At 62.0% G+C, this 15,990-nt stretch carries 17 protein-coding genes; 12 read left to right on the top strand and 5 right to left on the bottom strand.

Going from position 1 to position 15,990, the window contains the following annotated elements; all coding sequences use genetic code 11:
- The first annotated feature begins 23 nt into the window (after nucleotides 1–23).
- The gene (locus tag BLO80_RS13265) at nucleotides 24–2,270 is read left to right on the top strand and encodes an RHS repeat domain-containing protein (RefSeq protein WP_256574199.1); all 2,247 of its coding nucleotides are present in this window, start codon (nucleotides 24–26) and stop codon (nucleotides 2,268–2,270) included.
- A complete protein-coding gene (locus BLO80_RS29205; protein ID WP_139196984.1) occupies nucleotides 2,206–2,862 on the top strand; it encodes a hypothetical protein in 657 nt (218 codons plus the stop codon). Before BLO80_RS13265 ends, BLO80_RS29205 begins: the two co-directional genes overlap by 65 nt.
- 44 nt (nucleotides 2,863–2,906) lie before the next feature.
- Here the strand turns inward: BLO80_RS29205 and BLO80_RS13260 are convergent, their stop codons facing one another.
- Both BLO80_RS13260 and BLO80_RS13255 read right to left on the bottom strand, forming a co-directional pair.
- On the bottom strand, nucleotides 2,907–4,340 hold the full coding sequence (locus tag BLO80_RS13260) for an FAD/NAD(P)-binding protein (protein WP_092327953.1): 1,434 nt from the start codon (nucleotides 4,338–4,340) through the stop codon (nucleotides 2,907–2,909).
- A 17-nt stretch (nucleotides 4,341–4,357) separates the two neighbouring features.
- Nucleotides 4,358–4,921, bottom strand: a complete 564-nt coding sequence (locus BLO80_RS13255) for a helix-turn-helix domain-containing protein (protein WP_092327955.1) — start codon at nucleotides 4,919–4,921, stop codon at nucleotides 4,358–4,360.
- A 12-nt stretch (nucleotides 4,922–4,933) separates the two neighbouring features.
- Between BLO80_RS13255 and BLO80_RS13250 the strand changes: the two genes are divergently transcribed.
- From BLO80_RS13250 to BLO80_RS13220, 7 genes are all read left to right on the top strand, one after another.
- On the top strand, nucleotides 4,934–5,938 hold the full coding sequence (locus tag BLO80_RS13250) for a DMT family transporter (RefSeq protein ID WP_175459498.1): 1,005 nt from the start codon (nucleotides 4,934–4,936) through the stop codon (nucleotides 5,936–5,938).
- A 205-nt stretch (nucleotides 5,939–6,143) separates the two neighbouring features.
- Nucleotides 6,144–9,068 (top strand): monovalent cation/H+ antiporter subunit A, encoded by a 2,925-nt coding sequence (locus BLO80_RS13245; protein WP_092327958.1) that lies wholly within the window; start codon nucleotides 6,144–6,146, stop codon nucleotides 9,066–9,068.
- Nucleotides 9,068–9,412 carry a Na+/H+ antiporter subunit C gene (locus BLO80_RS13240; protein ID WP_003202835.1) on the top strand — a complete coding sequence of 115 codons (345 nt, stop codon included), beginning with the start codon at nucleotides 9,068–9,070 and terminating at the stop codon, nucleotides 9,410–9,412. The genes BLO80_RS13245 and BLO80_RS13240 overlap by 1 nt, the downstream gene beginning before the upstream one ends.
- The gene (locus BLO80_RS13235; RefSeq protein WP_092327960.1) at nucleotides 9,409–11,094 is read left to right on the top strand and encodes a monovalent cation/H+ antiporter subunit D; all 1,686 of its coding nucleotides are present in this window, start codon (nucleotides 9,409–9,411) and stop codon (nucleotides 11,092–11,094) included. The genes BLO80_RS13240 and BLO80_RS13235 overlap by 4 nt, the downstream gene beginning before the upstream one ends.
- Nucleotides 11,091–11,579 (top strand): Na+/H+ antiporter subunit E, encoded by a 489-nt coding sequence (locus BLO80_RS13230; protein WP_092327961.1) that lies wholly within the window; start codon nucleotides 11,091–11,093, stop codon nucleotides 11,577–11,579. The genes BLO80_RS13235 and BLO80_RS13230 overlap by 4 nt, the downstream gene beginning before the upstream one ends.
- Nucleotides 11,576–11,854, top strand: coding sequence for a K+/H+ antiporter subunit F (locus tag BLO80_RS13225; RefSeq protein ID WP_003202841.1), 279 nt, complete (start codon nucleotides 11,576–11,578; stop codon nucleotides 11,852–11,854). Before BLO80_RS13230 ends, BLO80_RS13225 begins: the two co-directional genes overlap by 4 nt.
- A complete protein-coding gene (locus tag BLO80_RS13220) occupies nucleotides 11,851–12,213 on the top strand; it encodes a Na+/H+ antiporter subunit G (protein WP_060741748.1) in 363 nt (120 codons plus the stop codon). The genes BLO80_RS13225 and BLO80_RS13220 overlap by 4 nt, the downstream gene beginning before the upstream one ends.
- 200 nt (nucleotides 12,214–12,413) lie before the next feature.
- Here the strand turns inward: BLO80_RS13220 and BLO80_RS13215 are convergent, their stop codons facing one another.
- The 3 genes from BLO80_RS13215 to BLO80_RS13205 form a co-directional block, all read right to left on the bottom strand.
- Complete coding sequence (locus BLO80_RS13215; RefSeq protein WP_072404887.1) at nucleotides 12,414–12,851, bottom strand: DUF3995 domain-containing protein; 438 nt, start codon at nucleotides 12,849–12,851, stop codon at nucleotides 12,414–12,416.
- Between the two features lie 135 nt (nucleotides 12,852–12,986).
- Nucleotides 12,987–13,997 (bottom strand): ABC transporter substrate-binding protein, encoded by a 1,011-nt coding sequence (locus BLO80_RS13210; RefSeq protein WP_092327963.1) that lies wholly within the window; start codon nucleotides 13,995–13,997, stop codon nucleotides 12,987–12,989.
- 152 nt (nucleotides 13,998–14,149) lie between these two features.
- The gene (locus tag BLO80_RS13205) at nucleotides 14,150–14,599 is read right to left on the bottom strand and encodes a hypothetical protein (RefSeq protein ID WP_060741745.1); all 450 of its coding nucleotides are present in this window, start codon (nucleotides 14,597–14,599) and stop codon (nucleotides 14,150–14,152) included.
- 428 nt (nucleotides 14,600–15,027) lie between these two features.
- On the opposite strand from BLO80_RS13205, the gene BLO80_RS13200 reads away from it, so the two are divergent.
- From BLO80_RS13200 to BLO80_RS13190, 3 genes are all read left to right on the top strand, one after another.
- Complete coding sequence (locus BLO80_RS13200) at nucleotides 15,028–15,264, top strand: hypothetical protein (protein ID WP_092327964.1); 237 nt, start codon at nucleotides 15,028–15,030, stop codon at nucleotides 15,262–15,264.
- Nucleotides 15,265–15,394: 130 nt separating this feature from the next.
- Nucleotides 15,395–15,625, top strand: a complete 231-nt coding sequence (locus tag BLO80_RS13195) for a hypothetical protein (RefSeq protein WP_060741744.1) — start codon at nucleotides 15,395–15,397, stop codon at nucleotides 15,623–15,625.
- An 87-nt stretch (nucleotides 15,626–15,712) separates the two neighbouring features.
- Nucleotides 15,713–15,949: a DUF2789 family protein gene (locus tag BLO80_RS13190; RefSeq protein ID WP_092327966.1), complete on the top strand. Its 237-nt coding sequence runs from the start codon at nucleotides 15,713–15,715 to the stop codon at nucleotides 15,947–15,949.
- Nucleotides 15,950–15,990: the final 41 nt, after the last annotated feature.

Below are 15,990 nucleotides of genomic sequence, written 5' to 3'. Positions count from 1 at the left end.
TATCGATATAGAGAGTGTCAACCATGACGGTGCTGACGCAGGGCATCCACACTCACACACCGACCCTGACGGTGATGGACCCGCGCGGGCTCGATGTACGTTCAGTCACCTACTACCGCGCCGTCGAGACGGCAGCCCCCGAAGAGCGAATCAACCGCAGCGCTTACGACCCAATGGGGCGTCTGGTTGAACAATGGGACCCCAGGCTATGGGCGCTCACGACAGAAGATGCGGCGACACCGGCGAACCTGAGCAACCGTTACTCGCTCTCAGGCAAGGTACTGGGCTCGATGAGCGTCGATGCCGGTGAGCGGATCAGCTTGTTCGGCGATGCGGATCAGTTAGTGGAAACCTGGGACAGTCGGGAGACTGAACGACGGGTCGAATACGACAATCTGCTGCGCCCATTGGCCATTTACGAACAGGGTAAAGGCGAAGCCACGCGATGCACCGAACGTTATGAATACGCCAATGGCGACACCAGCTTTGCCGTTCAAAACCAATGTGGGCAAGTGACCCGACACGATGACCCGGCGGGCACTCAGACTCTGGATGAGTACGCCTTAACCGGCGGAATACTTGAACAGACCCAACGTTTTTTGCATGCGCTGGAAGCCCCGGATTGGCCGCAGGCCCTACCCGAGCGCGATGCGTTGCTGGAGCCGGTGGCCCTGGCGGCCACCAGCGCGACGCGTTTCAATCCACTGGACGATGTGCTGGAGCAGGTGGATGCCAAGGGCAATCGGCAACTGTTCGACTACACCGTCGATGGCCTGTTGTTCGCGAGCTATCTGCAACTGAGCGGTCAGGCAACGCCCCGGACGCTGGTCAGTGAAATCGCCTACAACGCCTATAGCCAGGTCGAACAGGAAACTGCCGGCAACGGTGTGGTCAGCACCCTGACTTACCGTGCCGAGGACGGACGCCTTCTGCGGCTGCACGCCGCGCGCGATACCGATGCCCCTCTGCAGGATCTTCGCTATGCCTACGACCCGGTGGGCAATGTGCTGAGTATCGAAGATGCTGCCTTGCCAATTCGTTACTTCGCGAATCAGCGGGTGGAACCGGTCAACCGCTATGACTATGACAGCCTCTATCAGTTGACCAAGGCAACCGGCTGGGAGGCCGGAACTGCCAGTCGAGGCCCGGGATTCAACCGCTTCGACGATCCGGGCGCAGTCGCCAACTATGAGCAAACGTACCACTATGACGCGGGTGGCAACCTGCTGGAACTGATCCATGTCGGTCCACAAAGTCACAGCCGCAAACTGACGGCCGCTCGTTACAGCAATCGTTGCCTGCCTGACCTGGATGACCGACCACCGACTGAAGAGGAAATCGCCGCGGCGTTCGATGGCAACGGCAATCTGCTGGAACTGCAACCGGGGCAAGTCATGAGTTGGGACCTGCGCAATCAATTGCACGAGGTGCGCCCGGTGGAACGTGACAGCAGTGACGATGACCGCGAACGGTACTTCTACGGCGGCGACGGAATGCGGCGACGCAAGGTCCGCTCCACCCAAACCAATGCCCGTTCGCTGATCTCGGAAGTTCGCTATTTGCCAGGCCTGGAGATTCGCACTCGCCAAGGTACGGGCGAAGTGTTGCACGTGATCTGCGTACAGGCCGGACGCAGCGCCATGCAGGTGCTGCACTGGGAAACCACACCGCCTGCCGGTATGAGCAACGATCAATACCGCTACAGCCTGACCGACCATCTGGGTTCCAGCAGCCTGGAACTGGATGGCGAGGCCGGGGTGATCAGCCGGGAAACCTACCATCCCTATGGCAGTACGGCCTGGTTTGCCGGGCGCAGTGAGGTGGAGGCCAGTTACAAGACCGTGCGTTATTCAGGGAAAGAGCGGGATGCGACGGGGCTTTATTATTATGGGTTCAGGTATTACGCGAGTTGGTTGCAGCGGTGGGTTAATCCGGATCCGGCGGGAATTATCAGTGGGTTGAATTTATTTAGAATGGTAACCAACAACCCAATCTCACGGATTGATGCTAAAGGATTGATGGACCGACCACCTCCCATTCCCAGTTCTCGAGACTCTGCTCCTAGAGCTCGGGCACCCGCTACTCCTCCCCGCCGCCCCCCTCCTACGCTTGCGGAGATGATTGCCTTTACAAAAAGTACGACTCCGACAAAAAATCAGCCAGAAAATATAACATTAGCTGCTCCGCCAGGACTACGTACGCCTCTTGAAGAACTGGTATTGGACGCCAGGTTCGTGCCAGGAAAAAAAAATAAAAGATATTTCATCTAGTTATGAAAGTACTGTTTATAGTTTTTCTCAGGATGAGTGGATCGTCATTAAAGACTATTCAAGCATGGTCGCCTTGAACGCCTCGGAAGTGACCAAACAAAAAATTGGAGCAGGCAATGAGGTGTTTGCCTATAAAACTAGCCAGCACCTCGGATTGGACATTGTACCGGCAACAGCGCTAAGACCGGGCTTTGACCGAGAGGTCGTTTCTCGCTATGTCAATATTGGAAGAACCCCCGCATTCGACCGTCGGCAGTCAAGTATGTATGTCTTTGATTTTCTATTAAATACCCGTGATCGCCTGAATGAAGGAGGTAACGTTATATTTGACTTGGCAGGCAAGAGTTATGCAATTGACCATCAATCCATACTGGAACCTGGATATGTTGACATTAGGCCTGAAGATATCTCGCAAAGTAGTTTAGACGCTTTTTTTAATAACCCAATGACTGGAGAGCGGTTGATTAATACCGACTGGGGCCAGTTTTTCGAAGAAAACATTTCACCATCCTTAGTAGAAAACCGAGCGGAAATAAAATCAGCATTTCTGGGAAGAATTGATTTCATCCGTAGTCGTTTAGGCACTCGATGAGTGGGGACAAGCTCCTTCAGCCACAGGACGATGTTCACCAGATATTAGAACAACCCGACCAACCGCCCCGCCAACGCCTTGGCCTGGCTCGCCACATCGGTCACCGCGGTGCTTTCCCACCACATCCCCCGCAACGGCGGGCCCATGGCGAATAAGCGGTCGGCGGGGTTGCCTTCGGCATCCAGCACCGCACCATCGGCGCGTGCGGCAATACCCAGGGCCAGCGGCCCAGGCTGGATCAGCCCCCGGGCCAGCAGTTGTTGCGGCAACGGGCGTGCGACCCGGCGCCAGTCATATTCGATGCCACTGGAGTTGATCAACGCAGCGCCCTGCACCACCGTCGTCCCGGCCTCGCCGCGCCGACAGATGCGGATCCCAAGCGCCTCTTCGGCAGACTCAACCAGCCCCTTGAACGACGCCGCCTGGATCCGCAGCCGCCCCTCTTCGTGCAGACGCGCCACCAGTTCGGCGCTCAACGGTGGCGAACGATGGTGATGACTCTCCCACCACGGCCGCACATGCCGCACGAACTGTCGGCGCTGCACGTCACTGGCCTGGTTCCACAAGCGCCCGATATGCGCACGCACGGTGTCCAGCGGCGCTTGCCAATCGATACCTTGAGCTTGGGCTTGGCGGCATTGCTCGCGCAGGGCCCGCATCAACTGGCGCGGCGAACGCAAACTGTGATCTTCGGCGAGAAAATCCTGCCAGGCCGGCGGCTGGCGGCGCACGTGTGGCAACAGCCCATGGCGGGAAAACACTTCGATGGGGCCACGGTGCCCGGCCTGTTCCAGGGACACCACAGCGTCGACCATAGTCAGCCCCGAGCCGATGATCAGCACCGTGGCCTGGGGATCGAGCTGGCGCATCGCGGCCACATCCCAGGGATCCAGGGCCGCGGCATTCAAGCCGCTGGATTCGGTTTGCGGGGTGCGCGCCGCCGGGAACATGCCGGTGGCCAGCACCGCGAAACCGCCCCGCAAGACTTGGCCGTCGGCAAGCGTAACCATCACGGCATCGTCGGCAAGCCGCAAGTCCACAGCCTCCCCGCGCACATGCTCGGCGGTCGAACCGTTTTGTGTGCCCAACTCGCGGGCCTCGGCCAGGCGTTGCTGCACATAGAGGCCAAATATCCCCCGGGGTGGGAACAGCTCGCTGATCGGCACGTGCTGCTGATCCGACTCGGGCCAGCCGCCGGCTTCGATGAATGCGGTAAGCCATTGAGTCAGGTCATCGGCGTTGTCCGGATCGACGCTCATGCGCGCCGCGTTGCCGTTCAAGGTGTGCCCCAGTTCCACGGCACTGTAGGCCTCGCCCCGGCCCAGTTCGCTGCGCGACTCGACGATCAGCACCTCGCGCCGGCCCGGCAGGCGCAGCAATTGCGCCGCCAGCATGGTGCCGCTCAGGCCGCCGCCGATAATCAGGATGTCGGCTTCGCGGATAAGGCCACTCCCCTGTCGTTCCAGCGCTGTGTCCATACCGCTCTCCCCAGGAATCAAATCACCACATTGCGTACGAATCTCGCCGCCACCGGGCCATCGTTGCGATAGGCATGGGGCTGGTTGCTGGCGAACATGAAAAACTCACCGGCACCGATCTGGCGCGCTTCATTGCGCAACAGCAAGGTCAGACAGCCCTCGAAGACGTAAAGCTGCTCGCTCCAGCCATCGGCGTCGGGTTCGGAATGGTAATGCTCGCCGGGCTCCAGGCGCCATTCCCAAAGCTCGACTTCACGGCTGGCGGTGGCCTTGGCCAGCAATACGGCCTTGCTGCCAGGAATGGTGCCGGCCCAGGCCAGTTCGTTGATGCGACTCGGGTCACGCACCTCGGGGGCCTGGATCAGATCGCTGAAGGCCACGTCGAGGGCTTCGGCGACACGGTCGAGGGTGGTCAGGCTGACGTTCTTTTCCCCCGCCTCGATGGCCACCAGCATGCGCCGGCTGACCCCGGACAATTCCGCCAGCGCGGTCTGGCTGAGCTGCGCGGCATGGCGCAGGCGGCGGATGTTCTGGCTGACGTGTTGCAGGACGGAGGCCCGCTGACCGGATGCTTTGTGCACTATATTGCTCACATGGCAGGGCTGCGCATTATACTGCCCACCTTCGGGCGCATTGTGCGTCCGCCTCAAGTGGCGCGCAAGGTCATGGCATCGGTGAATTCTCCTCAAGCTTCCTCCCATTTTTCCCGGTTCAGCAAGGCCGAATGCGTGCTGGTGCTGATCACCATGATCTGGGGTGGGACGTTCTTGCTGGTACAGCACGCCATGACGGTCAGCGGACCGATGTTTTTCGTCGGCCTGCGCTTCGCGGCCGCCGCCGCGTTCGTCGCACTGTTTTCCTGGCGGCACCTGCGCGACCTGACGCTGTTCGAACTCAAGGCCGGGTGCTTCATCGGCGTGGCGATCATGCTCGGCTACGGTTTGCAGACCGTCGGCCTGCAAACCATCCCCAGCAGCCAGTCGGCGTTCATCACTGCGCTCTACGTGCCGTTCGTGCCGCTGTTGCAGTGGTTGGTGCTGGGCCGTCGCCCCGGTCTGATGCCCAGCATCGGTATCATGCTGGCATTCACCGGGCTGATGCTGGTGTCGGGGCCCGCGGGCGCCTCGTTGAACTTCAGTGCCGGCGAGATCGCCACGCTGATCAGCGCCATCGCGATTGCCGCCGAGATCATCCTGATCAGCGCCTATGCCGGCCAGGTCGATGTGCGCCGGGTGACCGTGGTGCAACTGGCGAGCACGGCGGTGCTGGCGTTCCTGATGGTGGTGCCGACCCAGGAAGCGATCCCGGATTTTTCCCTGTTGCTGCTGGTCAGTGCCGTGGGCCTGGGCGCCGCCAGTGCCGCGATCCAGGTGGCGATGAACTGGGCGCAGAAAAGCGTCTCGCCGACCCGCGCCACGCTGATCTATGCCGGCGAACCGGTGTGGGCCGGCATCGCCGGGCGCCTGGCCGGCGAGCGGCTGCCGGCGATCGCGTTGTTCGGCGCGGCGCTGATCGTGGCGGCGGTGATTGTCAGTGAGCTGAAGACCCGCAACAAAGACGCCATCCCAGCAGATGAAGGGCTTGAACAGGAAGGTTGAGGACGGCCAGCAAGCCAACGCTTGGCGAAAAAATCCCCCCTTCGACAATGGCCATCCCGACATTGACGGTGCGTTCAAGGTCATCTGAAACCCTGCAAAGTCGGAAAACACTGCCTACCTTGTAGGATTCTGCGACACCCTCACGGTTGGTGATCGGGAATACGCCACGTATGATCCCTCACAACCTCCCGCCGAATAGAAGCCTATGTCACTGATAGTTCTATTGCTTTTGCCCTTCATCGGCAGCTGTGTCGCGGCGCTGCTGCCGCATAACGCCCGTAACGCCGAATCACTGCTGGCCGGCCTCGTGGCCCTGGCTGGCACCGTTCAGGTGGCCTTGCTGTACCCGCAGATCGCCGACGGCGGCGTGATCCGCGAGCACTATGACTGGTTGCCGAGCCTGGGCCTGGATTTCGTACTGCGCCTGGACGGTTTCGCCTGGCTGTTTTCGTTGCTGGTGCTGGGCATCGGTACGCTGGTGTCGCTGTACGCCCGCTATTACATGTCGCCGGACGATCCGGTGCCGCGCTTCTTCGCCTTCTTCCTGGCATTCATGGGTGCCATGCTCGGGCTGGTGATCTCCGGCAACCTGATCCAGATGGTGTTCTTCTGGGAACTGACCAGCCTGTTCTCCTTCCTGTTGATCGGCTACTGGCACCACCGCTCCGACGCACGGCGCGGGGCCTATATGGCGTTGATGGTGACCGGTGCCGGCGGGCTTTGCCTGTTGGCGGGGGTGATGCTGCTCGGCCATGTCGTGGGCAGCTATGAGCTGGACAAGGTCCTGGCCGCTGGCGACCTGATCCGGGCCCATGCCCTCTACCCCATCCTGTTGCCGCTGATCCTGATCGGCGCCCTGAGCAAAAGCGCGCAATTCCCTTTCCACTTCTGGCTCCCCCACGCCATGGCCGCCCCGACGCCGGTGTCGGCGTACCTGCACTCGGCGACCATGGTCAAGGCCGGGGTGTTCCTGCTGGCGCGGCTGTGGCCGTCGCTGTCGGGCAGTGAAGAATGGTTCTACATCGTCAGCGGCGCGGGGGCCTGTACCTTGCTGCTGGGCGCCTACTGCGCGATGTTCCAGAACGACCTCAAGGGTTTGCTGGCCTACTCCACCATCAGCCACCTCGGGCTGATCACCTTGCTGCTGGGCCTGAACAGTCCGCTGGCGGCCGTGGCGGCGGTGTTCCATATCCTCAACCATGCCACCTTCAAGGCGTCGCTGTTCATGGCCGCCGGGATCATCGACCACGAAAGCGGCACCCGCGACATTCGCAAGCTCAGCGGCCTGGTGCGGCTGATTCCGTTCACCGCGACACTGGCCATGGTCGCCAGCGCGGCCATGGCCGGGGTGCCACTGCTCAATGGTTTCCTGTCCAAGGAGATGTTCTTCGCCGAAACGGTGTTCATTTCCGCCACCGCCTGGGTCGAGCTGGCGCTGCCGATCATCGCCACCATCGCCGGGACCTTCAGCGTCGCCTACTCCCTGCGCTTCACCGTGGATGTGTTCTTCGGCCCCACCGCCACCGACCTGCCCCATACCCCCCACGAACCACCGCGCTGGATGCGCGCGCCGGTGGAGTTGCTGGTGTTCACCTGCCTGTTGGTGGGGATTTTTCCGGCCCAGGTGGTCGGCTCCTTGCTCGCGGCCGCCGCTTTGCCGGTGGTGGGCGGCACGCTACCCGAGTACAGCCTGGCGATCTGGCACGGCCTGAACGCGCCAATGATCATGAGCCTGGTGGCGATGTCCGGCGGCATCGTCCTGTACCTGTTGCTGCGCAATCAGTTCCGGCAAGGGCACATCAAGCACCCGCCGCTCATTGGCCGACTCAGCGGCAAGCGCCTGTTCGAGCGCTGCCTGGTGCTGATGATGCGCCAGAGCCGGCGCCTGGAGCGACGGATCAGCACCCGCCGCCTGCAGGCCCAGTTGTTCTGGCTGGTCCTGGCCGCCGTGCTCGCCGGGTTGATCCCGATGCTGCACAGCACGCTGGTCTGGGGCGACCGGCCGAAAATTCCCGGCTCCATCGTCTTCGTCACCTTGTGGCTGCTGGCAATCATCTGTGCCCTGGGGGCGGCCTGGCAGGCCAAGTATCACCGGCTCGCGGCCCTGACCATGGTCAGCGTCTGCGGCCTGATGACCTGCGTGACCTTCGTCTGGTTCTCCGCCCCCGACCTGGCCTTGACGCAACTGGTGGTGGAAGTGGTGACCACGGTGCTGATCCTGCTGGGCCTGCGCTGGCTGCCACGGCGGATCGAGGACGTCTCGCCACTGCCCAACAGCGAGCGGCGCGCGCGCATCCGGCGCCTGCGGGACTTGCTGCTGTCCATCGCGGTGGGCGGCGGCATGGCGTTGCTGTCCTACGCCATGCTGACGCGGCAGACGCCCAACGACATTTCATCGTTCTACTTGAGCCGCGCCCTGCCCGAAGGCGGCGGCAGCAACGTGGTGAACGTGATGCTGGTGGACTTCCGCGGCTTCGACACCCTGGGGGAAATCACCGTGCTGGTGGCGGTGGCCCTGGCGGTGTTCGCCCTGTTGCGGCGTTTCCGACCACCAAAGGAAAGCATGCAGCTACCGGCGCAACAGCGCCTGCTGGCACCGGACGTGGTCACCGACCTGGTCAACCCGCGCCATGCCAGCGACACCGCCTTGGGCTTCATGATGGTGCCATCGGTGCTGGTGCGCCTGCTGCTGCCGATTGCCCTGGTGGTGTCGTTCTACCTGTTCATGCGCGGCCACAACCAACCCGGGGGCGGCTTCGTGGCCGGGCTGGTGATGTCGGTGGCGTTCATCCTGCAATACATGGTCGCCGGCACCCAGTGGGTCGAGGCGCAGATGAGCCTGCGCCCGCTGCGCTGGATGGGCACCGGACTGTTGTTCGCCACCGCCACCGGCCTGGGGGCGATGGCCGTGGGTTATCCGTTCCTGACCACCCACACCTGGCATTTCGAATTGCCGTTGCTGGGTGACATTCACCTGGCCAGCGCGCTGTTCTTCGACATTGGCGTGTACGCCGTGGTGGTCGGTTCCACCCTGTTGATCCTCACCGCCCTGGCGCACCAGTCGGTGCGGGCCCATAAGCCGGGCCTGCAAGCCAAACCCATCGCCCCCGTCACAGGAGCCACCGTCTGATGGAAGAAGTCATCGCAATCGCAATCGGCGTACTGGCCGCCTCCGGCGTCTGGCTGGTGCTGCGGCCACGGACCTTCCAGGTGGTCATGGGCCTGTGCCTGCTGTCTTATGGCGTCAACCTGTTCATCTTCAGCATGGGCAGCCTGTTCATCGGCAAGGAACCGATCATCAAGGACGGCGTGCCCCAGGACCTGCTGCACTACACCGACCCGCTGCCCCAGGCCCTGGTGCTGACCGCCATCGTGATCAGCTTCGCCATGACCGCGCTGTTCCTGGTGGTGCTGCTCGCCTCCCGGGGCCTGACCGGTACTGACCATGTGGACGGTCGGGAGCCCAAGGAATGATGTTGACGCCCCACTTGATCGCCGCGCCCATCCTGCTGCCGCTGCTGACCGCCGCGGTGATGCTGATGCTGGGCGAGAAGCACCGCCCGCTCAAGGCCCGGATCAACCTGCTTTCCAGCCTGCTGGGCCTGGGCATCGCCGTGCTGTTGCTCTACTGGACCCAGGATCAGGCCTTGCCCGCCTCCATTGGCGTGTACCTGCCCGGCAATTGGCAGGCGCCGTTCGGCATCGTCCTGGTGGTCGATCGCCTGTCGGCGCTGATGCTGGTACTGACCGGCATCATCGGCGTCAGCGCCCTGCTCTTCGCCACGGCTCGCTGGGACCGCGCCGGTGCCAGTTTCCATGCGTTGTTCCAGATCCAGTTGATGGGCCTCTACGGTGCCTTCCTGACGGCGGACCTGTTCAACCTGTTCGTGTTCTTCGAAGTGCTGCTGGCGGCTTCCTACGGCCTGATGCTGCACGGCTCGGGCCGGGCGCGAGTGTCGTCGGGCCTGCATTACATCTCCATCAATCTGCTGGCCTCGTCGTTGTTCCTGATCGGCGCGGCGCTGATCTATGGCGTCACCGGCACGTTGAACATGGCCGACCTGGCCCTGAAAATCCCGCTGGTGCCGGAGGCCGACCGCGGCTTGCTGCACGCCGGGGCAGGCATTCTCGCGGTGGCGTTCCTGGCCAAGGCCGGCATGTGGCCGCTGAACTTCTGGCTGGTGCCGGCCTATAGCGCCGCCAGCGCACCGGTGGCGGCGCTGTTCGCGATCATGACCAAGGTCGGTGTCTATACCATCCTGCGCCTGTGGACGCTGCTGTTCTCCGGCCAGGCCGGCGCCTCGGCGTATTTCGGCGCCGACTGGCTGATCTACGGCGGCATGGCGACCATCGTCTGCGCCGCCATCGCCATTCTCGCCGCCCAGCGCCTGGAGCGCATGGCGAGCCTGAGCATCCTGGTCTCGGCCGGGATCCTGTTGTCGGCCATCGGCTTCGCCCAACCGAACCTGGTGGGTGCGGCGCTGTTCTATCTGGTGAGTTCGACCCTGGCGCTCTGTGCGCTGTTCTTGCTGGCCGAGCTGATCGAACGTTCGCGCTCGGCCAATGAACTGTCCCTGGACGACGACTTCGACACGTTGCCGCGACCGCTGGAATCCTTGCAGCCGCCCAAGGGCATCAACCTCGATGACGAGCAAAAAGCCGTGGTCGGGCAGGTAATTCCCTGGACCATGGCCTTCCTTGGCTTGAGCTTTATCTTCTGCGCGCTGTTGATCATCGGCATGCCGCCGCTCTCGGGCTTCATCGGCAAGTTGAGCCTGCTCAGTGCCCTGCTCAATCCCCAGGGGCTCGAGGCCAGCGCCGGGGCGCCGGTGTCGAACCAGGCGTGGGGCTTGTTGGCGTTGTTGATCCTGTCGGGGCTGGCCTCGTTGATCGCCTTCTCGCGCCTGGGCATCCAGCGCTTCTGGACGCCGCAAGAGCGACCCTCGCCGTTGCTGCGGCCGTTCGAATGCCTGCCGATCGTCGTGCTGTTGGGCCTGGGCGTCGCCCTGACCTTCAAGGCCGAGCCGTTGCTGCGCTATACCCAATCCGCTGCCGATGCGCTGAACAACCCGGAACATTACGTGATGTCGGTACTCGCCACCCGCGCCGTGCCCAACCCCGAAGCACGCGCCGCGTTGCGGGAGGTGCAGCCATGAAGCGCCTGTTTCCCGCCCCCTGGTTGTCCCTGGCGCTGTGCTTGCTGTGGCTGGTGTTGAATGTGTCCCTCAGCGCCGGCCATCTGTTGCTGGGCGCTGCACTGGGGTTCCTGGCTCCGTTGATGATGCGCCCGTTGCGCCCGCGACCGATCCGCATCCGGCGACCGTGGGTGGTGTTGCGCTTGTTCCTGCTGGTGGGCCGCGACGTGCTGGGGTCCAACCTGGCGGTGGCCTGGGGTGTACTGAACGCCGGTCGCCGGCCACCCCGCTCGCGGTTCATCAAGGTGCCGCTGGATCTGCGCGATGCCAATGGCCTGGCTGCGCTGTCGATGATCACCACGGTGATTCCCGGGACCGTCTGGTCGGAACTGGCCCTGGATCGCAGCATCCTGCTGATGCATGTCTTCGACCTGGAGGACGAGGCGTCCTTCATCGCGCATTTCAAGGCCACCTACGAGCGCCCGTTGATGGAGATTTTCGAATGAGCCCGTTGCTGTCCAATGCGATCCTGTTGAGCCTGTTCCTGTTCTCCCTGGCGATGGTGTTGACCCTGTGGCGGCTGTTCAAGGGCCCTTCGGCCCAGGATCGGGTACTGGCCCTGGACTACCTGTACATCGTGGCGATGCTGATGATGCTGGTGCTGGGCATCCGTTATGCCAGCGACACCTATTTCGAGGCGGCGCTGCTGATCGCCCTGTTCGGCTTTGTCGGCTCGTTCGCCCTGGCCAAGTTCCTGCTGCGTGGCGAGGTGATCGAATGAACGGCGAACTGTCGATGTGGGTTGAAATCCCGGTGGCGATCCTGCTGGTGCTCAGCAGCCTTTTCGCCCTGGCTGGGGCGATCGGCCTGGTACGCTTGAAGGATTATTTCCAGCGCATGCACCCACCGGCCCTGGCCTCCACGCTGGGGGCCTGGTGCGTGGCGCTGGCCTCGATCGTGTATTTTTCGGCGCTCAAGTCCGGGCCGGTGTTGCACGCCTGGCTGATCCCGATCCTGCTGTCGATCACCGTGCCGGTGACCACCCTGCTGCTGGCTCGGGCAGCGTTGTTCCGCAAACGCATGGCCGGGGATGATGTGCCGGCGGAAGTGAGCAGTCGCCGAACCGGACAGGACGGCTGACCGCTACCTTGCGGCGAACACCCTTGTGGCGAGGGAGCTTGCTCCCTCTGGGCTGCGCAGCAGCCCCGAGACCTGTCACCTCGGAGTGCCAGGCTGTTTGTGTTCAGCTTTTGGGAGGGCTGCGCCCTCCAGCGGGAGCAAGCTCCCTCGCCACATAAGCGGGTCGTCTTGTGTAAGTCCTTCCCCCATTGCACTGCCGTTCAGGCCCACGCCACCGTCAGCAACCCCGCCCCGAGCACCACGCACAACGGCGAATAGACCCAGGTGTCGAGCCTGGCGAATGTCGAGCCCTTGACCTCCTTGAAGAAGCCCACCAGGTTCGACTCGCCAATGGCCCGGGCGAACATCAGCAAGGCGATCGCACTGATCAGCCACTGCAACGCCCGATGGGTGACCGGCTGGGCCAGCAGGCCGACCCGCAGGCACACCAGCAGCGCAATCATCAGCAATGCCAGGGCGACCAGCAACGTCAGCCAGCCCGAGGGGTCGAACGCCGGTCGCAGCGCCTCCCCCTGCCTCACCGGCACCTGGGGCACCACCGCCAGAGCCGCCCACCGCCCACCCAGGGCCCAATACAAATGAATCAAGCTGATGGTCGCAAACACTGCGACCAGCGACCGAGCCAATAAAAGCGTCATTCGCCAGCCTCCTGAAAAAGGTTGAACAATCATCCTAGCTCGAATTTGGCATTTCGCTGGACGGGCGCAGGGTGCCAGTTTCCAGTGAATGATTCATTGCCCAGGATCAAGCGTTCAACCCGCTGGTGCGTCCCCCTACAGGCCGGCGGACACCTTGTCGGCGACCTCCTTGGGCAACCAGGCCTGCCAGACCTCAGGATGGGCCTTGAGGAACGCCTCGGCGGCTTCACGGGGTGGCGTGCGCTTCTCGCTCATGTCGGCCAGGGTCTTGTTCAGCGGCTCGATGGGCAAGTCGACCTTGCTGAAGAACTCGGCAATCTCCGGGTATTGCTTCTGGAACGGCGCCGAGACACCGATCGACAGCTTCGAGGCCAGTGAGCGGGTCGGCTTCGGGTTGGGGTTATCGGCGTCGGTCAGGGTCTTCCAGGCCTCGGCATCGAATGGCGGCTCTTGCAGCTGCACCAGCTTGAAACGCCCTAGCAGCGGCGTGGGCGACCAGTAGTAAAACAGGATCGGCTTGCCCCGGCGGATCGTCGAGCTGATTTCCGCATCCAGCGCCGCCCCCGAGCCGCTGCGAAAATTCACGTAGCTGTCAGACAAGCCATACGCCTTGAGCTTCTGTTTGTTGACCACCTCGGAGGTCCAGCCGATGGGGCTGTTGAGGAAGCGGCCCTTGTCGGGGCTCTCCGGGTCCTTGAACACGTGCTTGTAGCGCGCCAGGTCTTCGACGCTGCGCAGGTCCGGCGCCAGGGGCTTGATGCCCCTGGCCGGGTCGCCCTTGATGACGTACTCGGGCACCCACCAGCCTTCGGTCGCACCTTTGACCGTATCGCCCAAGGCGACCACCTTGCCCTCGGCTTCGGCCTTGACCCACACGGGGCTGCGACCGGCCCATTCTTCGCCGATCACCTGTATGTCGTTGTTGGCCAGGGCGGTTTCCAGGGTAATGGTGGTGCCGGGCAATGTATCGGTCTGCAATCCATAGCCCTTTTCAACGATGACTCGCAGGATATCGGTGATCAGGCTGCCACTTTCCCAGTTCAAGTCGGCAAAGTGGATCGGCGCTGTGGCGGCCGACACCGGAAGGGGTGAAACCAACACCGCGAAGGTGGCCCAGGCAGCCAGCCACTGTCGAACTCGTTTCATGCTTTGCACCTCATGCCAGATACAGCAATAGCTGAACGGCCCTGCGTAACCGAACGCAAGCCCATGAATAGTTCAGTCAATTGACTGTAGCCGAGGTTCCAGCGAGTTCTTGCGAAACTGTCATTGGTTTGGGCGCACAGGCCCCGAAACGGTCACTCACTGGCCTTGAAAGTCACCAGCTCGCCCTTGCGCCACTTGGCGGCCTTGGCGGTCACCGCCTTCAAGGTCTTGGTCAAGCCTTCCTGCAACTGCTCGTTGGCCGCAAACACGGTCACCACGCTGTGGCCTTCCTTGAACAGAATGGCATGACCACCCGGGGTCGTGACGAAGGCGTAATCGCCCAGGCCATAGACCGTCAGCTTGATTTCGCGAAAGCGAATTTCAAACTTGCCACCTTCACGGCTGGGCAATACCGCTGCACGAAAATGATCACCGACCTTGAGCTCGAGCCTGGGCTTGTCATCGACCACCAGGGCCGACTCGGTGTCGATTTCGGCGACATAAATACCTTCGGCGGTCTGCTCGGTGATGTAGACGAAACGTGACTGGAATTGTTTGACCAGTTTTGCCCGCAAGTCGCCAAGTACAAATAACGCATGCATGTCGAGATTACTTACTGCCAAGGAAACATCCCCATTTTTGAAAAAGACCCGCCCTGCGCAAAGGACGGACCACGAGAACCCGTACCGACTGTAGTGTCGTAATGGACCTGTCACTGAAATTCGAAATGAACGGCGCGCCTCTGTCCCAGGCCGAGAGCAGACTAAAGGTTGCCGCTCTCGCCGTCTTTCCCGGGGGGTCGCCAGAGGCTGAAGGAAAACGCCACTCTGAGCATCGGAAAAGATGGGACTACTAACTTTAGGGAAATTTCTCACTTAAAAAAGCATTTTTCTGACATCGAGCCCAAAAAAAATTGCTTTAGATAGGCGCAACCGTCCACACGACGCTGCCGATTCTAGAGTAGCCGAAGGCGTGGAGACTACTCGAAGTACCCGGCAATTCGTCGGTAAACCATGAAAAGGAATTCACAATGGCCACTTTCACCACCCAAGCCCTCCCCACCACCCCGTGCATCGCTGAACCAGCCAACAGCCCTGACGGAGCCGATTGCCTGCCAATTTCGTTGATTCAACCGCGTTATCGGGTCGTCTTGGCCGGCAAGTGTTTTTTTCACATTGAAGAAACATCGACTGGACGTGTAAGAGGATTCCGCACCGACCATAACGAGGCCTGCTACCTCGCCAGGCGCCTCGAAAACAGCGCCTGAAACGCTTACGTGCCCGTCCGTGCGTTAACTCAGCCGCCGATGGGCAACTGCTGCCATACTGCCCGCCCAGCGAAGACCGTCGTAAATCGGCGGATAGCGCACCCATAATGGTTCCAGGAGAAGGCGCGACGTGACGGAATTTGATATTGGCGAGTTTTTTATCCGGGGCGAAGCCAGAGAAGTCGAAGGCGAGTTCCAGGCCGTCATCGTGATGCGTGCCAAGCCACCGTTGACCACCGTCAGTTGCCACCAAGTGGAAAAGGATCGCTGGTTCAAGACGTCGCAGCTCGCGGCCGAGGCTGCCAGGGAAGCAGCCAGGGCGTTGAAGGCCGCTGTGGATGAAGGGGCCTTGAAAGCCTGATTCCAATCGAACTCCTGATGACCGCTTGCCTCAGATGAAGGTAAGCCCCGAGGCGCCACGACGGCGCCCCACCCAAAGGAGACTTCCATGGAACAGCCTTCTCACGACCTCAGCACTCTGTTCGACCAACTCGGCCTGCCCTCGGACGGCAAAGCCATCGACGATTTCATCGTCGCACACCCATTGGCGCCGGAGATCAAGCTGGTGGAAGCCGACTTCTGGTCGGACCAGCAAAAAGACCTGCTGCGCGAATGGCTGTTGGCCGACGGCGAAGAAGCGGTGCTGGTGGATCAACTGAATGTGCGGCTGCACGACGGTAAATAGCAGCCAGACCTTTGGCCAGGGCCAAGACGGCTATAGCCGCC

The sequence above is a fragment of the Pseudomonas sp. NFACC56-3 genome (genome assembly GCF_900100025.1).
In the GTDB taxonomy this organism is placed as follows: Bacteria; Pseudomonadota; Gammaproteobacteria; order Pseudomonadales; family Pseudomonadaceae; genus Aquipseudomonas; species Aquipseudomonas fluorescens_AA.
The sequence above is the reverse complement of the archived record's forward strand: the minus strand, read 5'-3'. Positions and strand labels throughout refer to the sequence as shown.